Source organism: Microlunatus speluncae (assembly GCF_009299835.1).
Taxonomy (GTDB): Bacteria; Actinomycetota; Actinomycetes; order Propionibacteriales; family Propionibacteriaceae; genus Microlunatus; species Microlunatus speluncae.
In genome coordinates, this window is the sequence record NZ_VKCZ01000012.1 from 1 (window position 1) to 22,639 (window position 22,639).

At 71.0% G+C, this 22,639-nt stretch carries 23 protein-coding genes; 2 read left to right on the forward strand and 21 right to left on the reverse strand.

What is annotated here, in order from left to right; translation table 11 throughout:
• Positions 1-187 (reverse strand): hypothetical protein (locus tag FNH24_RS31970; RefSeq protein WP_217428246.1); only part of this gene is annotated, 187 nt, incomplete at its 3' end.
• A 314-nt stretch (positions 188-501) separates the two neighbouring features.
• Here FNH24_RS31970 and FNH24_RS31470 point away from each other — a divergent pair.
• On the forward strand, positions 502-1,239 hold the full coding sequence (locus tag FNH24_RS31470) for a hypothetical protein (RefSeq protein ID WP_161606148.1): 738 nt from the start codon (positions 502-504) through the stop codon (positions 1,237-1,239).
• Positions 1,240-1,253: 14 nt separating this feature from the next.
• On the opposite strand, the gene FNH24_RS15320 is transcribed toward FNH24_RS31470, so the two are convergent.
• The 20 genes from FNH24_RS15320 to deoC form a co-directional block, all read right to left on the reverse strand.
• Positions 1,254-2,015: a hypothetical protein gene (locus tag FNH24_RS15320; protein ID WP_152363085.1), complete on the reverse strand. Its 762-nt coding sequence runs from the start codon at positions 2,013-2,015 to the stop codon at positions 1,254-1,256.
• A 28-nt stretch (positions 2,016-2,043) separates the two neighbouring features.
• On the reverse strand, positions 2,044-3,045 hold the full coding sequence (locus tag FNH24_RS15325; protein WP_152363086.1) for a PASTA domain-containing protein: 1,002 nt from the start codon (positions 3,043-3,045) through the stop codon (positions 2,044-2,046).
• Positions 3,046-3,077: 32 nt separating this feature from the next.
• On the reverse strand, positions 3,078-3,518 hold the full coding sequence (locus FNH24_RS15330; protein WP_152363087.1) for a hypothetical protein: 441 nt from the start codon (positions 3,516-3,518) through the stop codon (positions 3,078-3,080).
• Between the two features lies 1 nt (position 3,519).
• Positions 3,520-4,530, reverse strand: a complete 1,011-nt coding sequence (locus tag FNH24_RS15335) for a Stk1 family PASTA domain-containing Ser/Thr kinase (protein ID WP_152363088.1) — start codon at positions 4,528-4,530, stop codon at positions 3,520-3,522.
• Positions 4,527-5,036, reverse strand: a complete 510-nt coding sequence (locus tag FNH24_RS15340; RefSeq protein WP_152363089.1) for a phage tail protein — start codon at positions 5,034-5,036, stop codon at positions 4,527-4,529. The genes FNH24_RS15335 and FNH24_RS15340 overlap by 4 nt, the downstream gene beginning before the upstream one ends.
• On the reverse strand, positions 5,017-7,605 hold the full coding sequence (locus tag FNH24_RS15345) for a baseplate J/gp47 family protein (RefSeq protein ID WP_152363090.1): 2,589 nt from the start codon (positions 7,603-7,605) through the stop codon (positions 5,017-5,019). Before FNH24_RS15345 ends, FNH24_RS15340 begins: the two co-directional genes overlap by 20 nt.
• On the reverse strand, positions 7,602-8,057 hold the full coding sequence (locus tag FNH24_RS15350; protein ID WP_152363091.1) for a GPW/gp25 family protein: 456 nt from the start codon (positions 8,055-8,057) through the stop codon (positions 7,602-7,604). The genes FNH24_RS15345 and FNH24_RS15350 overlap by 4 nt, the downstream gene beginning before the upstream one ends.
• Positions 8,054-8,392, reverse strand: coding sequence for a hypothetical protein (locus FNH24_RS15355; RefSeq protein WP_152363092.1), 339 nt, complete (start codon positions 8,390-8,392; stop codon positions 8,054-8,056). Before FNH24_RS15355 ends, FNH24_RS15350 begins: the two co-directional genes overlap by 4 nt.
• Complete coding sequence (locus tag FNH24_RS15360) at positions 8,389-9,957, reverse strand: phage baseplate assembly protein V (protein WP_152363093.1); 1,569 nt, start codon at positions 9,955-9,957, stop codon at positions 8,389-8,391. The genes FNH24_RS15355 and FNH24_RS15360 overlap by 4 nt, the downstream gene beginning before the upstream one ends.
• Positions 9,954-10,772 carry a CIS tube protein gene (locus FNH24_RS15365; protein ID WP_217428247.1) on the reverse strand — a complete coding sequence of 273 codons (819 nt, stop codon included), beginning with the start codon at positions 10,770-10,772 and terminating at the stop codon, positions 9,954-9,956. Before FNH24_RS15365 ends, FNH24_RS15360 begins: the two co-directional genes overlap by 4 nt.
• A complete protein-coding gene (locus tag FNH24_RS15370) occupies positions 10,772-11,356 on the reverse strand; it encodes a hypothetical protein (protein ID WP_152363094.1) in 585 nt (194 codons plus the stop codon). Before FNH24_RS15370 ends, FNH24_RS15365 begins: the two co-directional genes overlap by 1 nt.
• 550 nt (positions 11,357-11,906) lie before the next feature.
• Entirely contained in the window at positions 11,907-12,389 is a 483-nt protein-coding gene (locus FNH24_RS15375; RefSeq protein WP_152363095.1) for a phage tail protein, read from the reverse strand.
• 1 nt (position 12,390) lies between these two features.
• Positions 12,391-13,650 carry a phage tail sheath C-terminal domain-containing protein gene (locus tag FNH24_RS15380; protein ID WP_152363096.1) on the reverse strand — a complete coding sequence of 420 codons (1,260 nt, stop codon included), beginning with the start codon at positions 13,648-13,650 and terminating at the stop codon, positions 12,391-12,393.
• A 4-nt stretch (positions 13,651-13,654) separates the two neighbouring features.
• Positions 13,655-14,377 carry a carboxypeptidase-like regulatory domain-containing protein gene (locus FNH24_RS15385; RefSeq protein ID WP_152363097.1) on the reverse strand — a complete coding sequence of 241 codons (723 nt, stop codon included), beginning with the start codon at positions 14,375-14,377 and terminating at the stop codon, positions 13,655-13,657.
• 16 nt (positions 14,378-14,393) lie between these two features.
• Positions 14,394-14,642: a holin gene (locus tag FNH24_RS15390; protein ID WP_152363098.1), complete on the reverse strand. Its 249-nt coding sequence runs from the start codon at positions 14,640-14,642 to the stop codon at positions 14,394-14,396.
• A 2-nt stretch (positions 14,643-14,644) separates the two neighbouring features.
• On the reverse strand, positions 14,645-14,980 hold the full coding sequence (locus FNH24_RS15395) for a hypothetical protein (protein WP_152363099.1): 336 nt from the start codon (positions 14,978-14,980) through the stop codon (positions 14,645-14,647).
• A gap of 103 nt (positions 14,981-15,083) precedes the next feature.
• Positions 15,084-17,945, reverse strand: coding sequence for a helix-turn-helix transcriptional regulator (locus tag FNH24_RS15400; protein WP_152363100.1), 2,862 nt, complete (start codon positions 17,943-17,945; stop codon positions 15,084-15,086).
• Positions 17,946-18,087: 142 nt separating this feature from the next.
• On the reverse strand, positions 18,088-18,990 hold the full coding sequence (locus FNH24_RS15405) for an aldehyde dehydrogenase family protein (RefSeq protein ID WP_152363101.1): 903 nt from the start codon (positions 18,988-18,990) through the stop codon (positions 18,088-18,090).
• A gap of 2 nt (positions 18,991-18,992) precedes the next feature.
• A complete protein-coding gene (locus FNH24_RS15410; RefSeq protein ID WP_152363102.1) occupies positions 18,993-20,450 on the reverse strand; it encodes an aldehyde dehydrogenase family protein in 1,458 nt (485 codons plus the stop codon).
• 15 nt (positions 20,451-20,465) lie between these two features.
• The gene (gene deoC, locus FNH24_RS15415) at positions 20,466-21,413 is read right to left on the reverse strand and encodes a deoxyribose-phosphate aldolase (RefSeq protein ID WP_152363103.1); all 948 of its coding nucleotides are present in this window, start codon (positions 21,411-21,413) and stop codon (positions 20,466-20,468) included.
• Between the two features lie 169 nt (positions 21,414-21,582).
• Between deoC and FNH24_RS15420 the strand changes: the two genes are divergently transcribed.
• Complete coding sequence (locus tag FNH24_RS15420) at positions 21,583-22,620, forward strand: Gfo/Idh/MocA family protein (RefSeq protein WP_152363104.1); 1,038 nt, start codon at positions 21,583-21,585, stop codon at positions 22,618-22,620.
• Positions 22,621-22,639 lie beyond the last annotated feature (19 nt).

The following is a 22,639-nucleotide window of genomic DNA, read 5'->3' on the forward strand; positions in this document are numbered from 1 at the left end:
AATGAACCGATCCCGCGTCCCCACCGGAAACAACTTCACCATCGCCAACAACTCCGCTCTCGACACGAATGTTGTCTCGACCGTATGAATTTGCCCGACGATCGAGGTCGAAAAGGTCACACTCGATGAACCCGAAGCACCCCAGCGGCCCAAACAGCTCCGGGCCGCCCCGAACGCCGAACGGCACCGCCGAATCCTGGCGATCCTGACTCGAAGTCCACGCACACGATCACTCCGACCGGCACCCGGCCGCGATCCGCCACCGACCGCGAACCCCGCCCGTCCTTGCTGCGTCTTTCCCGGCCGCCAGGCCGAAACCCGGGAGAACGGCGCGGACTGGCTTGCCCCTTCGACGGGCTCAGGACGACGCTTCGACAGGCTCAGGGAACGGAACGAGCTCGGCTCAGGGAACGGAACGAGCTCGGCTCGGGAACGGAACGAATCCGTGGCTGGGGACGTCGGGCGCCGCGGGGACGGAGAATGGGGTAGGAGGTGGTGGGCGTGGTGCGGTCGGAGGTCGAGCAGGCTCGCGAGCCGGCGGACGAGACCGGCGAGTGGCTCGAGCTCGGGCGGCGGCCGCCCCGGCTGCGGGACTGGCGGTGGCTGCGGCCCGCGGTGATCACGATGATGGCGGCCGTCATCGTTGCCGTGATCGCGGCCGGCGCGATCGTGGTCCGGCCGATCTGGACCGCCGAGCAGGCGTCGCTGACCCAGGACCAGGTCCGGGCCGCCCTGGAACGGCTGGAGCTGGAGAACCGCCGGCTGCGCTCGATGGTGGCCGCTCCCGAGACGAGCAGTGGTGCCGACGCGTGCGGCGCGCTGCGCGGGTTGGTGGACGTCGACGGACCGGGCGGGCTGCCGGGGGTGGAGGTGACCGGGCGGGTGCCGGGCGACACGGCTCGGGTGACGGTGTCGGCGGTGCTGTTCGCGTCGCCGGCGGCCGCGGCGGAGCTGTTCGCCCAGATCGAGGAGGCCCTGCGCAACCCGCTCTGCCTGGAATCCTGGGAGCTCGGCCGGCTCGCCGTGGACCCGGGACCGCACCCGAACCGCCGGCTCGGCTACCTGATCGGGATGCCGGTCGGCGGGACCGGGGCCGGCGACACCTGGTGGTATCGGGCCCGGGTGCTGCGCTTCGGCAACACGATCAGCTACGTGTCGCTGTTCGGTCCGACCGGGGCGGCCGACGTCACCACCGGGCTGACCGACGCCCTCGATCGCACGTACGCCGAGCTGGCCTGATCATGTCGTCGTGATCAGCCGCGGCGGGCCGCCGAACTCACGGTGGCCCGGATCGCCTTGACCACCGCCGGAATGGAGCCGATCAGCAGGATCAGGCCCCAGATGATCGCGATGATCCCGAACAGGACGGCGGCCAGGTCGTCGACGATGCTGACCAGGATGATCGGCACCAGGCCGTGCAGGAAGGCCAGGATCACGTTGCAGAGCAGTGAGGTGAGGATGATCAGGACCAGCCCCTTGTTCTGCAGGAACCGCTGTTGGGCCAGCACCAGCAGCACCGCGAAGACGATCTTCAGGAACATCAACAGCGACAGCAGCACCGCCGCGTCCCCGCGCGGGAAGAAGCCCCACAGGGCGAGATAGGCGATCGTGCCGAACGGGGTCGCGACCAGCAGCGCCAGCATGATCAGCAGCTCGATCAGCGCGATGATCGCGAAGGTGAACGCGACGATGATCAACACGATCGAGCCGATCAGCGTGACGATGCCCTGCAGCCGGCCGTGCAGCCGGTCCGGCAACAGCAGCCCGGCGCCCATCAGCAACACGGTGTAGAGCATGATCACGTCGACCAGGGCCAGATAGCCGATGCCCCGTCCCGGCGGTTCGTCGATGCTCGACGCGTCCGACGGCGCGGCCGGCAGCCCGTCGATCGCCAGCAACAGGCTCGAGCCCGCCGAGTCCCCGCCGAGGATCAGCGCGGAGCCGAGCTCCACCAGGATGATCAGAGCGGCCGCGACGATGGCCAGGATGAAGAACGGCAGCCGCAAGGTGTCCATCGACCCGGCCTCCTTCCACGGTCCGCGATCACTTGAACTTCTGGACGACGCGATAGGTGAAGTAGTCCGAGGTCGGGCCCGGATCCTTGAAGTCGTCCAGCGCGGTGATCTGCCACCGGACCCAGCCACTGCTGCCCTTGCGGGCCCGGCCGATCGTGCCGGGGGCGGTCGTGCCGGCGACGTTGGCGGTCGAGCCGAGCTCGTAGTGGCACGGCGGATTCTGGACCGGGCTGCAGACCTGGACCTCCCGGCGCACGGTGTAGAACGCGGCGTCCGGCACTGCGGCCCACTGCAGGGTCGGCGCCTTCGGTCCGATCAGCTGGGCCCCGTTCGCCGGCGCGGTCAGTTGCGGTGCGGCGAGCACCACCCCGATCTCGACGTCGACCGCACTGCCCGGTGGCACCGGAGCACCCTCGGGCACCGCCTGCTGGATCACGGTTCGGTCGGCGCCCGGCCGGTGCCGGCGAAGGGCCGTGCCGAGTTGCAGCCCGACTCCGGCCAGCGCTGCCCGCGCCTCCTCCTCGGACAGTCCGGCAAGGCCGGGCACCGCCACCGGTTCCGGCTCGCGCGGGCGCAGGACCAGCCAGCCCACCACGCCGAGCACGATGACGAGCAGCGCGGCCACGGCCAGCAGCCACCACGGTTTCGGCTTGTCGATCTTGACCGCGGTCACCTCGCCGGAGACCCGGCCGCTGAGCCGAGAGCTCTCCTCCGGTGCGGTGTCGGCGGAATAGACCCGGCCCTGGATCCAGAACGGACCGGCCGGTTCCTCGACCGGCACCGAGACCTTGATCAGCAGCGTCGCCGACTGCCCGCCCGGCACCCGCCGCTGCGGTTCGTCGACCGTGAACCACGGCTTCTTCGCGCCGTCGCCGGGCACGATCTCGAACACGGCCCGGTCCTCCACCGGCCCGGAATTGGTGATCGTGAAGGTGAGCTCACCGGTGCTCGGTCCCGGCTGCTCCGCGGTCCCGGACCGGACCAGCTCGACCCGTTCGGCAGCGGCCCTGATCACCCATGCGGTTGTCATCGTCTCTCCTCACCCTCATCCGGCTGCAACACTCACGGGAACCGGACGATGCAGTTGCCGGCGGCCTCGCAATCGAGTTCGATCTCGCCGCCGCGCTCGTCGACGGCGATCGAGATCTCCTGGCCCGGATCCAGCTCGGCCTCGATCGTGAAGTCGTCGACCCGCGGCGCCGGGGCCTCGAGCTCGATCGGTTGATCGGGGCGCAGCCGGAGCAGTCGCAGGCCCTGCGTGCTCGGCGCCACCCACAGCGTGCAGGCGCCGGCGAAGACGAGTTGATCACCCTGGAAGCAGTCGGTGATCAACTCGGAGCGCTCGACCATGGCCGGCGCGGTGACCAGGTCTCGGAAGCGTGCAGCCGCGTCACCGGCCGACCCGGTGCCCGTGCCGGTACGCCCGGGCAGCACGACCGCCACGACGAAGGCGAGGATCAGCAGCACCAGCACGGCGACGGCGACCTTCTGACCGGTGCTCATCTCAGAACTTCAGGATCCAGTATTCGAAGGGACCCGAGCTCGGCCCCGGGTCCTTGAAGTCGTCCAGGGCCGTGATCTGCCACCGCACCAGCCCGGTCGCCTGGGCGATCCCGCGGATCGGCGGTAGTTGCTCGCCGACTGGATCCCACGACGTCGCCGGTCCGACCTGGTTGGCGTTGGTGATCACCTGGAAGAAGCAGGTCGAGTTGATGCCGCCGGTGCAGATCTCCCGCTCTCGACGGATGTTGTAGCCGGCCGCGTCCAGCACCGCCTGCCACTGCAGGACCGGCGCCTTGGCGTCCTTCGGGAATTCCTGGTGGTCCTGCGGGGTCTGCAGCGCCGGCGCGGTCAGCCGGATGGTGATCACCACGTCGACCGGCGAGCCCGACGCGGCTTCCGCTCCTTCGCCGACCGACTGTTCGATCACCGTACGCTCACTGCCGGCCTGATGTCGTCGCTGCACCAGGCCGAGGGTCAGTCCGGAGTCGAGCAGCTTCTGCCGGGCCTGCTCCTCGGTCAGCCCGGTCAGCGCCGGGACGGGGCGATTGCCCGGTCGCAACACCAGCCAGCCCACCACCCCGAGCACGATCACGACCAGCGCGGCCACGGCCAGCAGCCACCACGGTTTCGACTTCTTGATCTTGGTCGGGGCGATCTCGCCGGTGACCCGGCCGCTGACCCGGGAGCTCTCCTCCGGCGCGGTGTCGGCGGAATAGACCCGGCCCTGCACCCAGAACGGTCCGGCGGGTTCGCCGGCAGGGATCGAGACCTTGATCAGAAACGTCACCGACTGACCACCCGGCACCAGTCGCTGCGGCTCGTCCACCGTGAACCACGGTCGCTTCGCGCCGTCGCCGGGGACGATCTCGAACACCACCCGATCTTCGACCGGACCGGGATTGGTGACGGTGAACGTGAGCTCGCCGATGCTCGGGCCCGGCTGCTCGGCGGTCCCGGATGCGGTCAGGCCGAGTCGCTCGGCCCCGGCCGCCACCACCCATTCGGTTGTCATCGTGGCTGCTCCTCACCTGCCAGGCGGATCTCGTACGTCGTCGGTGCCGGCTTCTCGTGCTCGACGATCCGTCGGATCAGCTCAAGATCACCGACGGCGGCCGGTGGCACGGTGATCACGAAGTGGAACCGCGGCTGCTGCGGCTCGTCGATGCCGAACCCGGTGACCCCGGTCGCCACCTCGAGGAACCGGCGCAGCCCCCACCGGGTGCCGCGCCACTGCGCCAACAGCGGACCCTCGGCGACCAGGTTGCGCAGCCGCCCGGGAGCGACGGCGGCGCCGGCGGCCGGCCGAAGATGATCAAGGGCCACCCAGCCGGCCAGGAAGGCGACCAACCGGTCGGTCGTCCGATACGGCGCGAACAGCTCGTCGACGATCTCCAGCAGCGCGTCGTCGGGCTCGAGCATGCCCTCCATCACCTCGAGCAGCGTGGCCAGCACGCTGCCCGGCGTCACCGCCCTTTGGTACGCCGCCGGCAGCAGCCGCTCAATGATCTTTCGTTGCACGGCTCACCTCGATCCGGTGCTCGCCCGACACCAGCAGCCAGGTGTCCGGCACCGTGACCGCGTCCCGGGTCTCCCGGTTGGCCGAGGGCAGCCAGCGATCGGCCTCGACGCTGCGATAGATCCCGCGCGGGCTGCCGACGATCACCGGATCATCCGGACCGGCGGCGGCGATCGTCTCCACCGCCTCGAATCGCGGCCGGTCCCGCAGCGGCAGCCCGCAGTTGACCTCGGGCGCGTCCCAGACCGGCTGGGGCGCGGCGGTGTCCAGCCGGAGCACGCCGCCGCTCTGGGTCGCGGCGAACGCCGACGCACCGACGAAGGCCAGCGACCAGCAGGTGCCGCCGCCCCACCCGCTCGCCAGCTGCTCCCAGCGCACGTTGCTCTCGAACAACCGGGCCCGGAAGCAGCCCGACCCGGGCCGGCTCAGATCGGCCTCGCCGCTGCCGGCCCAGAGCACCGTCGCCGGTCCGTCGAACTGCACGTCGAGGGTGCGTACGTCGACGCCGTCCAACCCGATCTTGCCGAAGCTGCCGGCCCGGCCGCCCTGGGTCGACAGATAGACGCCGAACTGGGCCTGCGCGGCGGCCGCGACGCCGACCACGCCGTGCTCGGAGACGAAGGCCCGGACGCCGTAGAAGCCGCGGTCCGGGTCGGCCGGATCGACGATCACCTGCAACGGCACGGCCCCGCGCATCAGGGCCAGCTCGTACAGTCCGACGTCGGTCGCCAGCAGCAACGCGGCCGCGCCGCCGCGGTCGATCCAGGCCAGGTCGGAGATCCCGGCCTGCAGCTCGGCTACCTTGAGCCAGGTCTCGCCGAGGTCGGTGGAGAGGTGCACGCCGGACGCGGCGCCGTCGGCCCGCCGGGTGATCACGGCGACCCAGCCCGGATGGGCGGTCATGCCGGGGCGGACCGGAGCGGGGGCGGGCTCGACCCGCCGGGTCTCCTCGCCGGGGAACCGGCCGGCCGGCTCCCAGCCGACGCCGCCGTTGGTGGAGCGGAACAGCACCTCGCCACAGGCCGCGAACCAGGTGTTGCCCTGGTTCGGGTCGGCCGCCACCGCCCGTACCCGCTGGTCCGGGGCCTCCTCGACGACGAACCGGACGTCCTCGACATAACGCACGCCCGGCTCTGCCTGCTCGAGCAGGCGATAGACGTTGGACGCCCGCAGCGGCTCGCCGAACGGCCAGCCGGTCGGGTTCAACGGGGTCGGCAGCGGGCTGAGGATCTGCCGAAGTCGATCATGGATCCGGTTCCGGACCGCATCCAGATCCTCCTCGGACCGGACGATCACCCGGGCCTCGATCGACACCGCCTTGTAGCGTGCCCAGGACGCCAGACAACTGGTGCCGAGGGCCCGGCGGTCGTTCAGGTCCCGCTCGGTCCGCGCCCGCGCGTCGGGCACCTGATGATCAACCAGCACCTGCAGCGGCAGCCGCCAACCGGGCCGGGCCTCGGCGCCGACGTGCGGGACCAGCACGACCTCGACCTCACCGGCCTCGGCGAACGACCAGTGGCTGGCCCGGGTGAACGCCTTGGCCCGGGCGATCGAACCCGAGCCCGCGGTCGCGCACAGCTCGAAGTCACGCGCGGTGACCGCGCGGCGCAGCGAATAGAACTCGTGCGGGCCGCGAGCCATCACCGACTCGATCGGCTCCAGCTCCCGGCCGCCGCGGGCGGGTTGCGAGTTGCTCACCCGGACGCCCGGGACGGGGTCGCGCAGGTTGGTCACCCGGCCGGCCGCGACGTTGCCCGCGGCCCCACCTCCGGTGCGATACCAGAGCCGGATCCCTTTGCCGGTGGGCGGAACGGCGGCCAGCGTGATCATCGGCTGGCCGTTCCGCGGCCGCAGGTCGAGGGCCGGGGCGAACGTGATCGCGCCGGTGCTCCGGTCGAGCAGATAGGCCCGCGCGTCCGGTCCGACCTCGGCGAAGCTGGTCACGTGCTGCCAGATCTCGTACGTCTTCCCGCCGAACTCACGAGCCGTGGCGCCCTCGGCCAGGCTGTCCCGGTCGACCTCGACGCCGAGCAGATGATCAACCGGCTCCGCGGTGGTGATCATCGGGACCGTGCCGGCCTGCAGCCGTTGCTCCGGCTGGCCGGTGCCGATCCCGATCAACTCGCCGTCGATCGGCTGGAAGTGGTGCGCGCGGACGATGACCTCGTCAGCCCCGGCCGGCAGCACCGCCGACTCGGCGGTGACGAACACCGCCGGCTCCGGATCGGTGCCGCGGGCGACCGCGACCCGAGTGCCGGCCGGGATCGGCACCGGCTCGATCGAGGCTCCGGGCGTCACCCGGCTGAAGGTCAGGTCGACCCAGGCCGCCGACGGTGGGTGCCGGCTGGCGCCGAGCAGGTTGAGGAAGGCCACGTACGCCTTCTCCGGCAGCCGGTTGATCCGATAGATCATGATCTCGGTCAGGTGCGCGAAGACCTCGACCAGGACCATCCCGGGATCGTGCGGCGACAGATCGGTCCAGGCCGGCGTCGATTGTTGGATCCGCCGGCGGGCCTCGGCGACGAGGTCGAGGAACCGGCGATCATCGAGGTCGGGCACCGGGAGGCTCATCCGATCACCCCGGCAGCGTCCGGCGCCGTCCGGTCGAGGCGCTCGTCGAGGTCCAGCGGGAAGTTGATCTCCGCCGTCGCCAGGCTGGCCCGGACCCGGTAGATCAGCCGGATGTCCAGCCGGCTGGCAAGCTCCGGATTGGCCTCGGCGTCGAGCTCGACGATCTCCACCCGTGGCTCCCAGCGTTCGATCGCCTGCTGGACGTAGTGCATGGCCAGCCCGGCGTTGGTCCGGTCGTTCGGGGCGAACATCAGCCGGTGCAGGTGCGAGCCGTACTGCGGCCGCATCAGCCGCTCGCCCGGGGTGGTGCAGAGCAGCAGCAGGATCGCCTGCCGGATCGACTCGTCGCCGTCGATCATGGACACCCCGCCGGTCGCGGTCAGCGTGAGCCCGGTCGCGTCGCTGTCCCAGCCGACGCCGACGAACCGAAAGGCGCGATTGCGGCTCGTCATCGGTCGACCTCCACGAAGTGCTGGCCCGGATCGCGCACCTGGTAGTGCACGGTTCCCGGGACGGTGCCGTCGGTCAGCCCGTCCAGGTGCGACAGCACCATCCGATGGTTGTCGATCATGACCCAGGTGCTGTAGCCCTGCTTGACCGCGAGGGTCTTGGCGCAGGGCTTCATGGTCGGCCCGAAGTTGGGGCAGGCGATGATCTTGCGGCCCTCCGGATCGTGGTCGACCAAGATCGGTACGGTCTCGATCGTCACCCACCGCTGACTGGGCTCGTTGGTGATCCGGCCGTCGTGGCCGCATCTGATCATCGCCTCCGCGGTCACGGCCTTCATAGCTGACCACCTCCGGAACCGGACGGCTGGTGGGCGTCGGAGACGTCGACGGCCTGCTGGAACTCGACCGCTTTGGCCCGCAACGTGAGGGTCCGGCCGGGAGCTTCGATCACCAGGTCGGCGGCCTCGGCGTGCACCCGGACCAGCTCGGGGCTGAGGTCGACGAAGCTGCCGGTCCGGTCGGCGATCCGGAGCTGTCGGGCGGCGTCGTCGAGGATGATCGACAAGCCTTCGGGCGTCCGCAGCGACCAGCGCCGGACCGCGCCGTCGACGACGCCGGAATCGGGTGGTCGCACCGTCCCGTACAGCCCGCCGAGCACGACGCCGGCCGCCGGCTCGCCGTGCGGCAACGCCACCAGCACGGTGTCGTCGACGCCGGGCAACGCGACGATGCCCTTGTCCGGCCCGGCCGCCGGGCACACCACGCCGAACCAGCCGGCGTCGAGATTTCCGTGCCCGGGCAGGGAGATCCGGACCCGGCCGGTCTCGTCGGGGTCGTCGACGTCGGTCACCAGGCCGAGCGTCAGGGTGCTGCCCACCTCGTCCGGCGGGGGCGGCGGCGGCTGGCTGGAGAACGAGGTGAGATAGCCGGTGGCGTCGACGGTGTGCACGGTCTCGCAGAGGACGTAGTCGCCGCACAGCTGGGCACTGAGCCCGTCGACCTCGATCACCGCGCCTGCCCGCAACCGGGGGTCGCCCTCGGCCACCCCGCTGATGATCAACGCGCCACCGGCCGCGCGGTCGATCATGGACTGCGCCGCCTCGGTCAGGTCGTCCGGGCTGCGCCCCGGTTGATCAACCAGGTAGCGCCGGCCGTCGACCCCGACGTCGCTCAGCCGGGGTTCGTAGCCGGTGAGCCGCCCGATCCGCGCACCGGCGGCCGATTCCTCGAGGCTCGCCGCCTGCTGCGGGTGCCAGCCGAACGCGGTAACCCGATCACAGAGCCGATCGAGGTTGGCCTCGACCCGGGCTTCGAGCAGGGTCTTGCCCAGCGCCAGCGGCACGCTGTCGCCGAACCCGGCCAGGGTGATCAGCCGCAGGTCGGTGCCGTCCAGGGCCAGGTAGCGGCCGCTGCGATGGGCCAGTCCGGCCAGCAGGTCAAGATCATTCTGGCGGTGCTGGACGACCCGGTCCTGCACCGGCCCGGGATCGTCGGCGACCACCGCCAGCCCAAGATCAGCGGTCAACGCCGTCGCCAACTCAGCCACCGTGACCGACTCGAACACCCGGAGCTGCTGGCGCTTGCGGAGCCGGTGCAGCCGGTCGTACGCCCGGATCCGGAGCATCGCCTCGCCGTCCGGGCCGTGCTCGAGCTCCAGGCAGGTCACCTCGCCGTCGAACAGGGCTCCCGGGCCACCGACCAGCCGGACCTCCAACGCCGACCCGATCGGGAACTCGTCGAGCTCGGCCGCCGGCCCGCCGGCGGTGACGAAGCAGAGCTCGCACTGGGTCGGCTGGGACAACCGGTGAGCGACCCGGACCGAGGCCAGCCGGCTGCCCAGCTCGGACCGCACCGGGCCGCCGCCGACCGTCAGGTCGACCCTCGCGATCGCGCCGGTGATCATGGTTGAGTTCCTCCGCCCGGCGCCGGCTGCTGCGACCCGATGATCGGCGGCGCCGGGGTCTCCGTCGCCTGCCCGCCGGCCGGCTGGGCGCCGCCGGTCAGCGGCGGGATCGCCAGCACCGTGCCGGCGGCGACCTCGAGCGGGTTGGCGATGTCGTTGTAGTCGGCCAGCAACCGCCACTGAAACGGACTGCCCAGCCCGTCGCAGGCGAGTTGATCAAGTCGGACGCCCGCGTACCCGCCCTCGCTGCTGCCGTCGCCGATCGCCGGCACCGCGCCGCCGCCGAGCGCCGGGTTGGTCGTCGGCCCGGCCTTGGCCAGCTCGGCCTCGAACGATTCCTGAGCCGCCGCGGCCGACTCCGCCACCCGGGCCAGCTTCATCCGCAGCCAGGATCGCTGCGGAGTGCCGAACGGGTCGAACACGTCGAACCGTTCGGCCACCGCGATGATCACGCCCGGCACGTTCCAGGTCTTGCCCCAGACCAGCCGGACCAGCGGCGGTCGGACCGAGCCGGCCTCCTCGGCCGAGTTCTCGGCCAGCATCCAGAGCCGCCGGGTCAGCGTCCGCACGTCGGTCGGCCGGACCTTGCCCTCCTCGACGAAGTCGACGTCGAAGAGCAGATCGAGCACCAGGGTGGTCCGGCCGCCGCCGGTGAACTGCAGCGGGTCGTCGGCCAGCCCGGTGCCGACCAGCCGACCGCTGGCCGTGCCCCGTGGCCGGACCCCGGCCAGCCGGCTGACCTCGAACGACTCCGGATTCAGCAGACAGTCGATCCGTTCCCCGGTCTCGTCCACCAGGAAGGCCACCTTCTCCATCAGGCACCCCGCTGCTCGGCGTCGAGCCGGCGGATCCGCTCCGCCGAGTGTTGCGGTCGCGGCGCCTGCCAGAGCACCGCGTCGTCCGGCAACTCCGGCCAGGGAGCGGTCGCCGCTCCCAGGTCGGCTGCCGAGGCGTCGGTCGGCTGCCGTACCGCCGACCGGGCGTGGCCGGCGGGCCCGAACTCCGCGGCCGGGCGGGCCGGTGATTCGGTCGACGCGACCGGGCGGCCGGTGATGATCACGGGACGGTCGGCCGGTAGCGGCGGCCAACGATCGTCGTCGGGCCGGGTCTGCTGCGGCGGCGCCGATCCCCACCGTCGGGACGCCGAAGCCCGCTCGGAGCGCCGGCCATGATCATCCGACCGGTCATGATCAGCTGACCTCGGCCGGTCATGATCATCGGGACGGCTCGGTGACTCGAACGGACCCGGATGGAGCCGTGGTCCCGGGTCGAGGACCGAGCTGGTTCGCCGGACCGGGTCGCCGACCGGTCGAGCGGGGCGGGGGAGTGCCGTCGCCGGACGTACCGCAGACAGCGGCGGGCCGACCCGGCGGACGACGCTGCCCAGGACCTCTCGCACCGTCGGCAGGACCGTCGACCCGCGCCGTCGCGGGCCGCCAGCGGACGACGCTGCGTCCGACGGATCCGGCCACCCCATGGGCCGGTCCCGTTTCCCCCCTGGCGGCCGCGACGGCGCCGCCCCCGACACCGGTACGTCCTGATCCTGCTGTTGCCGATCAATCGCTGGGGTGATCGCGGCCCGGCCCGCGTCGGAGCCCGCCACTCCCGGATCGGCCGGCCAGGTTTCGTCCCCCGAGCTTGATGAACGTTCCTGACGCTTTATGAAGGTTGCAACGTTCATGAAGCGACGGTTCCTCACGTTAACGCGAAAAACCGACGGGTCCCCGGCCGTCGGGGGGCGGCCGAGGTCGAGGCCCGGCCACTGGCCGCCGCGGCGGCGGACGAACTCCAGCCAGTGCTCCGGCGGACCCTCGCGGGGTTCGGGCACCGGCTCTTCGGACAGGTTCGCGGCGGCGCGCTGGACCGCGCCGGCGAGCGACCGCAACCGCCGCGCCAGCCAGGTCGTGAGCCGTCGCGCCGTGATCCGTCGGAGGGGCCCGCCGCCGAGTTCAGCCGGCCGGCGTCGCGCTGCCACTCGGCCCCACCCGTTCGATGCCTTCATGGGCCAGCACCAGGCACTCGATGGCGAGCTCGCGGCTCATCGCGTCCAGGTCCGGGCCGAACCAGGCCTCGGGCCACGCGTTGGCCAGGTTCCAGCGGAGCACCTCGGTGGTGCCGCTCGGATCGAGCATCACGATCGACGGGTTGCGCCGGTTGACCCGGCCGATCGACAGCCACTGCCACAGCTCGGTCGAGTCGGTCAGCCCGTACAACAGCTTCACCGGGGGATAGGTCACCCGGCCCGGGATGGCGCGGACGACGGTGTTCGTGCCCGCTTCCCGGTACGAGATCCGCTCGATCTGGACGCCGAGGCCGCGGACCTCGGTGAAGTGACCCTCGGTGACGCCGTTGATCAACAACTTGAAGTTGTACGCCCGGTAGGGATCCACCGAGACGCCCGGCTGGCTGGCGGGAGCTGCGGGCTCGGACATGTCAGCCCTCCATCCTTTCGGTCTGGGTGCCAGCCATCGACTGGCTGATCTTGAACACCACGAACTCGGCCGGCTTGACCGGCGCGACGCCGATCAGCACCACGACCTCGCCGGCATCGCGGACCTCGGGCGGGTTGGTCTCCTCGTCGCACTTGACGAAGAACGCCTGCCGCGCGGTCCGGCCGAACAACGCGCCGTCGCGCCAGACCCGGGTCAGGAAGTTGCTGATCTCGCGGTTGATCGAGCCCCAGAGGAAGGCGTCGTTCGGTTCGAAGACGATCCAGCGGGTGCCCTCGGCGATCGACTCCTTGAGCATGTTCATCAGCCGGCGGACGTTGAGGTAGCGGGATTCGCTGGCCTCGGCGGCCAAGGTGCGCGCGCCCCAGACCCGGATGCCGGTCTCGGGGAAGAAGCGGATGCAGTTCACCCCGGCCGGGTTGAGCACCTCCTGCTCCTGCCGGGTGACCCGGTAGGCAAGATCAACAACGCCGCCGGCGATCGGCTGGTTGGCCGGCGCCTTGTGCACGCCGCGCTCGGTGTCGGTCCTGGCCCAGACGCCGGCCAGGTGCCCGGACGGCGGGGTGTCGACCACCTCGCCACTGAGTGGGTCGTACGCCCGCAGCCAGGGAAAGTAGAGGGCGCCGTAGTCGGACTGCCGCGGCCGGCCGCCGTCCAGCGGAGCCGGTGTCTCGGCCTCGGCCGGCTCGGCCTCCGCACCCGCTTCCCGTTCGGCCGCCGCCCCACCGCCGCGCCGACCGCCACCGCCCGCGGTCGGGGTGGCGACCTTGATCAACGCGTCGACGTCGTGCTGGCCGGCCGGCGGATCGAGGATCGCCATCCGGTCGCCGAGCCGTTCGCAGTGTCCGAGCAGCGCCTCCCAGGACGCCGGGTCGGCCTGGGCCGGCGCCGCGACGATCGAGATGTCGTCGATGGCGTCCAGCAGATCGATGCCGGAGCGACGCCTTCCGCCGCCGGCGATCGGATTGCCGGGGCCGACGTTGACCACGTAGCAGCGGCCGCCGCCGTTGGCGAAGAAGCCGTAGACCGACAGGGCCAGCGGGGTGCTGGCGAGGTCCTCCTGGCCGGCGAAGATGCGCAGGAAGTCGGACCAGTTGTTGACCGCGACGGCCTCGTTGAGCCTGGCTCCGCCGTCGGGCGCGACGCCCAGGAAGGCGGCGGTGCTGGTGCCCACGGCGCCGATCGGGCGGGCGCCGCCCGGCACCTCCTCGACGTAGATTCCGGGAGCTCGGTAGTTCGGCATCTTCTCAGACCTCCTCGAGGTCGAAGCGAATGATGGGGTGGTCGGTGCCCCGGGAGTCGACCTCGGTCTCGTACCGCCGGCCCTTGCCGCTGATCCGGAGCCGGATCCGGTCCTGGGCCGGCACGTTGCTGATGCCGAACTCGCCTCGGCTGTTGGTGTGGGCGTACGCGCCGGTCGTGGTCACCTCGACCCGAAGATCGGCCATCGGCACGTCCTCGGGGCCGATGATCGTGCCGCGCAGGGCCCGGATCGCGGTGTCCTCGATCCGTAGCGGCCGCCGGACCAGCGCCGGCTCCGGCACGATGCGGGCGACCTGCGCGGCGACGTCGAAGATCAGGACCGGCCGTGGCGCGAGGCCGATGGCGGTCCAGAGGTCGGCGGGCAAAGGATCGAGCCGCACCTCGGGCGCGCCCGGCTGAACGGCGGCGATCAACACCCGGTCGAGCAGCCGAGCGGCCGGCTGATCCGGGCCCACGGCGAGCACCAGGTGCCGCACCCGGAACCGGAACGGCGGCCGGACTCCGACCGGTCGGGCCTCGGGTTCCGGCAGCAGTCCGATCGGCCAGGCGAACAGGGCCGGCTCCGGTTGTTCCGGGGTCGGCCCGGTCGGCCTGGTCGGCTGGACCAGCGATCCGGTGACGGTCGAGAGCCAGCCGATCAGCTCGGCGCTCGCGCTTTCGACCGGACCCGGTGCCGCCGCGGGCGCGGTGAGTTGATCAAGGTCCACGACCGGTCCCGTCCGGTCAGCGGGCCGGGGCGCCGGCGCGCGGCTTCAGGTCTTCCGGGCCCCAGGACGGCGCCTGGCGGGTGGCCCCGCCGACGATCGAGGTCAGCACCGAGATGACGGCGGCCATCAGGGCGGCGAGCAGCCCACCGACGAAGTCGACGTCGAGCAGCTTGGCGCCGCCGGCGCCGAGGATGGCGAGCAGGGCCTGGGCGAACGTCTTGATGGCGCGTTCGGCCGTGGCCTTCCAGAATTGGGCGGTGAACATGTCTACGGTCCTTTCGATCCGTCTGGCCGATCGGCATCGACCCTGAATGCCGTCACGATCCGTTCGTACGAGATCGCCGCCCTGGCGAAGACCCGTTGGACGGATTCGATGGCCCCGCATTCGACGACGTAGAAACAGGTCTCGTCGGCCGGAAGAGCAATGCAGAGCCGCACCCACACCCGTTCCTGCTCGGACTGCAACGCCTGCGCGGCATCACTCAGCTGAGCCAGAACGGAGGAGACCACCGAAGGACTCGTCAGGGGGACGTAGCTCTCGACGAGAAACAGCTCGCGCCGCGTCTCGACGGGATCCCCAGACGCCTCCACGATGGCTTCCACGTCCGAACGCTACGTACGCCGGCACCGTGCGGCAGCCGGGAACGACCCTCGAGTTGCCGGCCCCTACCCCCACCGTCGCCCGCGCCCGGCCCTCTGATCTTGATCACTCGTGATCTTGAACAACGCCGGACCGGGCCGGTGTTCCGTTCCGCGTCGCCGCGTGGTGGCGCTGGTCGGGAAACCGGAACGTCGCGAGGCCGTGCCGGGACTGGATGCCGAGCTTGCGATAGACCCGGCTGAGGGTGGCCTCGACGGTCTTCGGGCTGATGAAGATCGACGCAGCGACCTCGCGGTTCGACAGGCCGGCGGCGACCAGTTTCGCGATCCGTTCCTCCGTCGGGGTCAGCTCGCCGACCGAGCCGCGGCGCAGGCCGAGCCGGCCCAACTCGTCGCTGGCCTTGGCGATCCACAGCGGCGCGCCGAGCTCGGCGAAGATCTTGAGGGCGGCCAGCAGCGCCTGCCGCGCGGCCAGCTTCTCCTTCCGGCGGCGCAGCAGCCGACCGTTGATCAACAGCGTCCGGGCCCGGTCGAACGGCAGCGGTACGTCCTCGTGGGCCAGCAACGCCGCGGCCAGGGCCTCGGCCGCTCCGTCGAGATCACCGGTGGCCAGCCGGAGCAGGCCCCGGCACCGGGCGGTGATCGCCACCAGCCAGGGGTACGGGGCGATCTCGGCGCGCTGCTCCAGCCGGGCCAGCAGCCGACCGGCCCGGGCGAGGTCGCCGCGGGCGATCACCACCTCACAGTGATCACCGTGGAACGCGTGCCGGGCCGGCTCGGCGACGCCCATCTGCTCGATCAGCGCGTCGGCCGAGCTGTAGTAGTCGTCGGCGTGTTCAAGATCATCCCGGGAGAACTCGATGAAGCCGAGCAGGCCCAGCTGCATGGCGGAGACCCAGGGGTCCGCCATCGTGCTGGCGAGCTCGAGCGCCTCGGTGGCGGCCTGTTGGGCGGATTCGAGCTCGCCCAGGTGGGCCTCGACCAGGCCCCTGGCGTACAAGGCGAATCCGCGCCACCGCCACTGCCCGGCCTGGTCCAGGATCTCGATCGACTGCAGCGCCTGCTCCTCGGCCCGGGTCCAGTGGCCGAGCCGGCAATCGAGTTCGGCACTGTGCATCAGCGTGGTGGCCACGGCCGCCTCGTCGCCGACCGATCGGAACAGCTCGTCACTGGCCGCGTAGGCCGCCAGCGCCACCGGCGGATCGATCAGCTTGACGATGCCCCGCCAGGCCATCCCGGCCCAGGCCGCGGTCCAGGACCGCCCGTTCGGTGGGATCAGGTCGTGCAGGCTGTCGACCCGGGCCCGGTCGATCCCGAGCCCGTTGTAGAAGCGGTAGTACTCGGCCATCAGATTCACGCAGGCATAGAGTTCCGGATCGTCGGTCGCGTCCGCCTCGCGCAGCAGGGCCCGGGTCGCCTCGATCGTCCGCAACTGCGCCCGGACGTCGTGCGTGGCGTACCAGGCGGTGCAGAGGCCGGCGATGATCCGCATCGTCCGGTCCTCACCGGCATCAGCCGACGCCTCCGTACAGAGGTCCACCGCTTCGCGCGGGTTGCCCTGATAGAAGATCACCTCGGCCAGCTCCACCAGCACTCGGGCCCGGTCCGGTCCGGGCGGCAGGCCGCGGGAGCCGGCCTCGAGCAGCGTCCGGGCTCGGGTCGCGTCCCCGGCGTGGAACAGGCAGCTGCCGGCCGCCGCCAGCCGCCGGAACCGGATCGCGGGCTGCTCGTCCGGCGTCCGCAGCGCGGCCAGTTCCCAGAACTGGGCCGCGGAGCCGGGAGCGCCGCGGCCGTGGGCCGACGTGGCCGCCGCCTCGAGCGCCGCGGCGACGTCGGTCTCTCGGCCCAGGGTCGCCCAGGCCAGGTGCCAGGCACGCTGCTCGACGTCGTCGATCACCGTGGCCAGCCGCTGATGCAGCCGGCGTCGGTGGCTGCTGGACAGGCCGGTCCGGATCGCCGAGGCCAGCAGCGGATGGGTGAACCGGACCCGACCCTCGGTCACCTCGACGATGCCGGCCTCCTCGGCCAGTGCGAAACCTTCGAGTTCCTCCGGCGTGATCAACACGGCCCGGATCACCTCGATCGTCGGCTGCACCATCGTCGCCACGGTGGCCAGCGCCGATCGGGCCGGCGGCGGTAGCGCCTCGATCCGGTGCACCACGAGTTCGCTGAGATTCTCCGGGATCGGCAGTTGATCACCGGGCAGCAGCGGCCGTCCCGACCGGGCCAGGGCGCCGGCGATCTCCAAGGCGTAGAAGGGATTTCCCTCGCAGGCCCGTTCGATGTCGTGCAGGGTGGGCCGGGTCAGGGCCAGTCCGGTCCGGACCCGGACCAGGTTGTGCAGCGCGCCGAGACTCAGGCCGCCGAGGCCGATCCGGACGAACCGGTCCGGCGGCAAGGCCCGGTTGAGACCCCAGGGCACGACGACGCCATGATCATCGCGCAGCGCGGCGAGCACGCCGACCGGCTCGTCGGACAACCGCCGTACCACGTGCTCGACCACCGCCGCGGTCGGTTGGTCGAGCCACTGCGCGTCGTCGATCGCGATCATGATCGGCGTCTCCCGCGCGATCGCCCGGATCAGCTCCAGCACCCCGACCCGGACGGCCCGGTGATCGGGCACCAGCTCGTCGCCGTCGGCCCGGAGCAGCGCCACCTCGAGGGCAGAGCGCTGCGCGGCGGGCAACGCGGCCAGGGCCTGATCGGGCAGTCGATCGAGCAGATCACCCAATCCCATGAAGGAAAACATCGCCTCGGACTGGGTCGGCCGGCAGATCAACAACCGATAGCCCGAGGCTTCCGCGGCGGCGACCGCCTCGCTCCACACCGTGGTCTTGCCGATGCCGGCCGAACCGTGGATGACGCAGGCGATCGGGCCGTCCGGGATGGCGCTGACGGCGGCCGCGGCAGCCGCGAGTTCGCGCTCCCGGCCCACCACCGGCGTTGCCGCCAAACCCCGACGCCCCATGGCCCCCACCACAACCTGCAGCACTCGTCAACGCCACCGGACACCGATGTCCGGTCTGCAAGGGAAACGAGCCGAGCCTGCGCCTCGATTGTCCTCGCGGGCGAGGCGGCTTGTCCAGACTCCTTCCGGCGCGGGCGCCGGATCAGTAGGCGGACCCGGTGGTCAGGGCGACCGCGCCGGTCGGATGCCAGACGGTCTTGGTCTCCAGGAACGCGCGCATCCGGGCCGTTCCCGGCGGCGCGGCGAAATCCGGCGTGCCGGAGGGCACGTAGACCCGCTTCAGCGTCTGGGCCGCGGCCCGCTCCAGCTCGATCCGGAGATCATGATCATCCGGATGGTCGACGATGCCGGTCAGGTCCAGGCCGTTGACGTCGGCGTGGGCAGCCAGGTGCGTCCCCAGCTCGGCCGCCCGACCGGTGAGGATGTTGATCACGCCGCCCGGCAGATCCGAGGTCGCCAGCACCTCGGCGAACGCGATCGCCACGCACGGATCCGGCTCGGCGGCGACCACCACGGCCGTGTTGCCGCCGGCGATCACCGGCGCGACCACCGACACCAGCCCGAGCAGCGGGGCGTCGTGCGGAGCGAAGATCACGACCACCCCGGTCGGCTCCGGCGCCGAGTAGGAGAAGAACGGACCGGAGACCGGATTGGAGCTGCCGAAGGCTGCGGCCAGCTTGTCGGTCCAGCCGGCGTAGTGCACCAACCGGTCGACCGAGGTCTCCACCTCCGCGGCCGTCACCCGGTTGGTGACACCCCGGCTGGTCATGATCAACTTCGCGAACTCGCGGCTGCGGCCCTCCAGCATCTCGGCCGCGCGATAGATCACCTGACCGCGGTTGTACGGAGTCGCCCCGGCCCAGGGTCCGACCGCCTTGCGAGCCGCGACCACCGCGTCCCGGGCGTCCTTGCGGGACGCGAGTGCCGCGTTGGCCATGAACCCTCCATCGGAGTCGGTCGCGGTGTAGGTGCGACCGGACTCCGACCGCGGGAACTTGCCCCCGATGAACAGCTTGTACGTCTTGGGAATCGCCAGGTGGGCCATGATCACTTCCCGCCGGTCAGAGGTTCGTCGTCCGTGCTCAGGTACGCGGCCATGCCCGACGGGCCACCTTCCCGGCCGAAGCCCGACTCCTTGTAGCCGCCGAAGCTCGCCGCCGGGTCGAACCGGTTGAACGTGTTGTCCCAGATCACCCCGGCCTGCAGCGCCGCCGCCATCCCCATCGCCCGGGAACCCTTCTCGGTCCAGATGCCGGCCGAGAGTCCGTACGGGGTGTTGTTGGCCTTGGTGATCGCCTCGTCCGGAGTGCGGAAGGTCACCGTGGTCAGCACCGGGCCGAAGATCTCCTCCCGGCTGATCCGCATCGACTGGGTCGCTTCGGTGAAGATCGTCGGCGTCACGTAGTAACCCTTGGCCGGGATCGGGCAGGAGGAGCGCCAGATGTCGGCCCCCTCGGCGATCCCGGCCTCGGTCAGCTCGTTGATCTTGTTCAGCTGCATGATCGAATTGATCGCGCCGACGTCGGTGTTCTTGTCCAGCGGGTGGCCGACCCGCAGCGTCTCCACCCGGGCCTTCAGCCGCTCGATGAACTCCTCGGCGATCGACTCCTGGACCAGCAGCCGGGAGCCGGCGCAGCACACCTGGCCCTGGTTGAAGAAGATGCCGTTGACGATGCCCTCGATCGCCTGGTCCTGGGCGGCGTCCTCGAAGACGATGTTGGCGCCCTTGCCGCCGAGCTCCAGGGTCAGCTTGCGGCCGGTGCCGGCCAGTTCGGTCGCGATCCGCCGGCCGACCGCGGTCGAGCCGGTGAACGCGACCTTGTCGATCCCCGGGTGGTTGACCAGCGCCGAGCCGATGCCGCCGGCGCCGGTGATGATGTTGACCACGCCGGGCGGCAGGTCGGCGTCGGCGATGATCTCGGCCAGCACCAGGATCGACAGCGGTGTGGTCTCGGCCGGCTTGATCACCACCGTGTTGCCGGCCGCCAGTGCCGGCGCGATCTTCCAGGCCGCCATCAGCAGCGGGAAGTTCCAGGGGATAACCTGACCGGCGACACCCAGTGGACGCGGGTCCGGGCCGAGCCCGAGATGCTGCAGCTTGTCGGCCCAGCCGGCGTGGTAGAAGAAGTGCTGGGCCGCGGTCGGCACGTCGAAGTCGCGCGATTCCTTGATCGGCTTGCCGTTGTCCAGCGACTCGACCACGGCCAGTTCGCGGGCCCGCTCGGCGATGCCACGGGCGATCCGGAACAGATACTTGCCCCGTTCCGCGCCGTCCATCCGGGACCAGACCCGGTCGTAGGCCTTGCGGGCCGCCCTGACCGCGGTGTCAAGATCATCCGTGGTGACGGTCGAGTAGCTGGTCAGCGGCTCGCCCTCGGCCGGGTTGATCGTCTTCACGTCGTCGCCGCCGCCCTCGACGAACGCGCCGTCGATGAACGGCAGATAGCGCTCCTTGATGGCCGCTATGCTCGGCGACTCCGGCGCCGGTGCGTACTCCCAGTCCATGCTGCTCAGACTCCCTCAGTCGACCGTGACGTAGTTCTGGCCCCAGTAATGTCCTTCGAGCTGGGTCCGGCGTTGCATGATCAGATCGTTCAGCAGTGATGAGGCGCCGAACCGGAACCAGTGCGGGCTCAGCCACTCCGGCCCGGCCACTTCCTTCACCGCGACCAGATAACGGATCGCGTCCTTGGCGTTGCGGATCCCACCCGCCGGCTTGACCGCCCGCTGCTCGCCGGTCAGGTCGCGCCAGTCGCGGACCGCCTGCAGCATCACGTGGGTGACCGGCAGCGTCGCGGCGGGGGAGATCTTGCCGGTCGACGTCTTGATGAAGTCGGCCCCGGCCAGCAGCGCCAGCCAGGATGCGCGCCGGACGTTGTCGTACGTCGCCAGCTCGCCGGTTTCCAAGATCACCTTCAGCCGGGCCGAGCCGCAGGCCTCCTTGATCGCCTGGATCTGCTCGAACACGATGCCGTGCCGGCCGGCCAGGAACGCGCCGCGGTCGATCACCATGTCGATCTCGTCGGCGCCCGCGGCGACGGCGATCCGGGTGTCGGTCAGCTTGACCTCGAGGCTGGACCGGCCGGACGGGAACGCGGTCGCGACGCTGGCCACCTTGACCCCGGAGCCGGCCAGCTCGGCCACGGCCGTCTCGACCAGGTCGGGGTAGACGCAGATCGCGGCCGCGTGCGGGGTTTCCGGCCGCTCCGGATCGGGCAGGATCGCCTTGCGGCACAGGTTGCGCACCTTGCCCAAGGTGTCGTTGCCCTCCAGCGTGGTCAGGTCGACCATCGAGATCGCCAGTTCCAGCGCGGCGAGCTTCGACGCCTTCTTGATCGACCGGGTGGCCAGATTGGCCGCCCGCAGCTCCAGCCCCACCGGGTCCACCGCGGGCAGCCCCAGCAGGAACCGCCGCAGCGAGCTCTCGTCGGTCGCCGCGTCGGCGAGGAAATCCCGGGTCGGACTCATGACCCGATCCTATGACGAGAGTTTCTGAGGAGGAGTGACCGGAATCCAGCAACGGTTGGCGAGAGCGGCCGGGTTCGGACCGAATCGGAGAACCGTCGCCGGATTCCGGTCATCACTGCCTCGAGACCCACTGTGGAAAGCGAATTCCAAACCCGGAAGACTGAGCCCCATGACCTCCTCGACCTCCGCGCCCACGCCGATCCGATTCGCCGCGATCGGACTCGATCACGGACACGTCCTCGGCCAGATCGCCGGCCTGATCAAGGCCGGCGCCGAGTTCGTCGGGATGGCCACCGACGACTGGTCCTCGCCGGTGGCCAACCAGGCGCGCGAGCGCTGGCCCGACGTGCCCGGCCGGCCGGCGCGGGAACTGCTCGACGACGAGTCGATCGCGGTGATCACCACCGCGGGCATCCCGGACCAGCGCGGTCCGTTGGCGGTCGAGGCGATGCGGCAGGGCAAGGACGTGGTGGTCGACAAGCCGGGCTGCGTCACCCTCGCCCAGTTGGACGAGATCCGGACCGCGGTGGCCGAGACCGGCCGGTTCTGGTCGGTCGGCTTCTCCGAGCGGTTCGGGGTGCGCGCGGTCACCCGGGCCGGCTCGCTGGTCCGGGCCGGGCGCATCGGTCAGGTCGTGCAGACGATCGGCCTCGGCCCGCATCGGCACGGCAGCAATCGCCCCGACTGGTTCTATTCCGAGCAGCGCTACGGCGGGATCATCGCCGACATCGCCTCGCACCAGATCGATCAGTTCCTCTGGTTCACCGGCTCGACCAGGGCCGAGGTGGTGGCCAGCTCGGTCGCCAACTACGCCAACCCGGAGCAGCCCGGACTGCAGGACTTCGGGGATCTGTTGCTGCGCAGCGACACCGCGCAGGGTTACATCCGCTGCGACTGGTACACCCCGGACGGCCTGCCGACCTGGGGTGACGGCCGGTTGATCATCCTCGGCACCGAGGGCTACCTGGAGTTGCGCAAGTACGTCGACCTCGCCGGCCGTGAGGGCGGCAACCACCTGTTCTGCGTCGACGGGTCCGAGACCAGTTACATCGACTGCTCCGACGTCGAGCTGACCTACTACGACGACCTGCTGCACGACGTCCGGACCCGGGAAGAGACCTCCTGCCCGCAGGAGCACACCTTCGAGACCATGCGACTCGCCCTGGTCGCCCAGGAGCAGGCCGTGCGCCGCGGCGCCGCCCGCTGAGTCATCCGCAGGTGGCATC

Bases quoted from the DNA above. Each gene is read 5' to 3' on its own strand.
- FNH24_RS15320 (WP_152363085.1), bottom strand. From the start codon at position 2,015: ATGGACACCTTGCGGCTGCCGTTCTTCATCCTGGCCATCGTCGCGGCC.
- FNH24_RS15325 (WP_152363086.1), bottom strand. From the start codon at position 3,045: ATGACAACCGCATGGGTGATCAGGGCCGCTGCCGAACGGGTCGAGCTG.
- FNH24_RS15330 (WP_152363087.1), bottom strand. From the start codon at position 3,518: ATGAGCACCGGTCAGAAGGTCGCCGTCGCCGTGCTGGTGCTGCTGATC.
- FNH24_RS15335 (WP_152363088.1), bottom strand. From the start codon at position 4,530: ATGACAACCGAATGGGTGGTGGCGGCCGGGGCCGAGCGACTCGGCCTG.
- FNH24_RS15345 (WP_152363090.1), bottom strand. From the start codon at position 7,605: ATGAGCCTCCCGGTGCCCGACCTCGATGATCGCCGGTTCCTCGACCTC.
- FNH24_RS15350 (WP_152363091.1), bottom strand. From the start codon at position 8,057: ATGACGAGCCGCAATCGCGCCTTTCGGTTCGTCGGCGTCGGCTGGGAC.
- FNH24_RS15355 (WP_152363092.1), bottom strand. From the start codon at position 8,392: ATGAAGGCCGTGACCGCGGAGGCGATGATCAGATGCGGCCACGACGGC.
- FNH24_RS15360 (WP_152363093.1), bottom strand. From the start codon at position 9,957: ATGATCACCGGCGCGATCGCGAGGGTCGACCTGACGGTCGGCGGCGGC.
- FNH24_RS15365 (WP_217428247.1), bottom strand. From the start codon at position 10,772: ATGGAGAAGGTGGCCTTCCTGGTGGACGAGACCGGGGAACGGATCGAC.
- FNH24_RS15375 (WP_152363095.1), bottom strand. From the start codon at position 12,389: ATGTCCGAGCCCGCAGCTCCCGCCAGCCAGCCGGGCGTCTCGGTGGAT.
- FNH24_RS15380 (WP_152363096.1), bottom strand. From the start codon at position 13,650: ATGCCGAACTACCGAGCTCCCGGAATCTACGTCGAGGAGGTGCCGGGC.
- FNH24_RS15390 (WP_152363098.1), bottom strand. From the start codon at position 14,642: ATGTTCACCGCCCAATTCTGGAAGGCCACGGCCGAACGCGCCATCAAG.
- FNH24_RS15400 (WP_152363100.1), bottom strand. From the start codon at position 17,945: ATGGGGCGTCGGGGTTTGGCGGCAACGCCGGTGGTGGGCCGGGAGCGC.
- FNH24_RS15405 (WP_152363101.1), bottom strand. From the start codon at position 18,990: ATGGCCCACCTGGCGATTCCCAAGACGTACAAGCTGTTCATCGGGGGC.
- FNH24_RS15410 (WP_152363102.1), bottom strand. From the start codon at position 20,450: ATGGACTGGGAGTACGCACCGGCGCCGGAGTCGCCGAGCATAGCGGCC.
- deoC (WP_152363103.1), bottom strand. From the start codon at position 21,413: ATGAGTCCGACCCGGGATTTCCTCGCCGACGCGGCGACCGACGAGAGC.
- FNH24_RS15420 (WP_152363104.1), top strand. From the start codon at position 21,583: ATGACCTCCTCGACCTCCGCGCCCACGCCGATCCGATTCGCCGCGATC.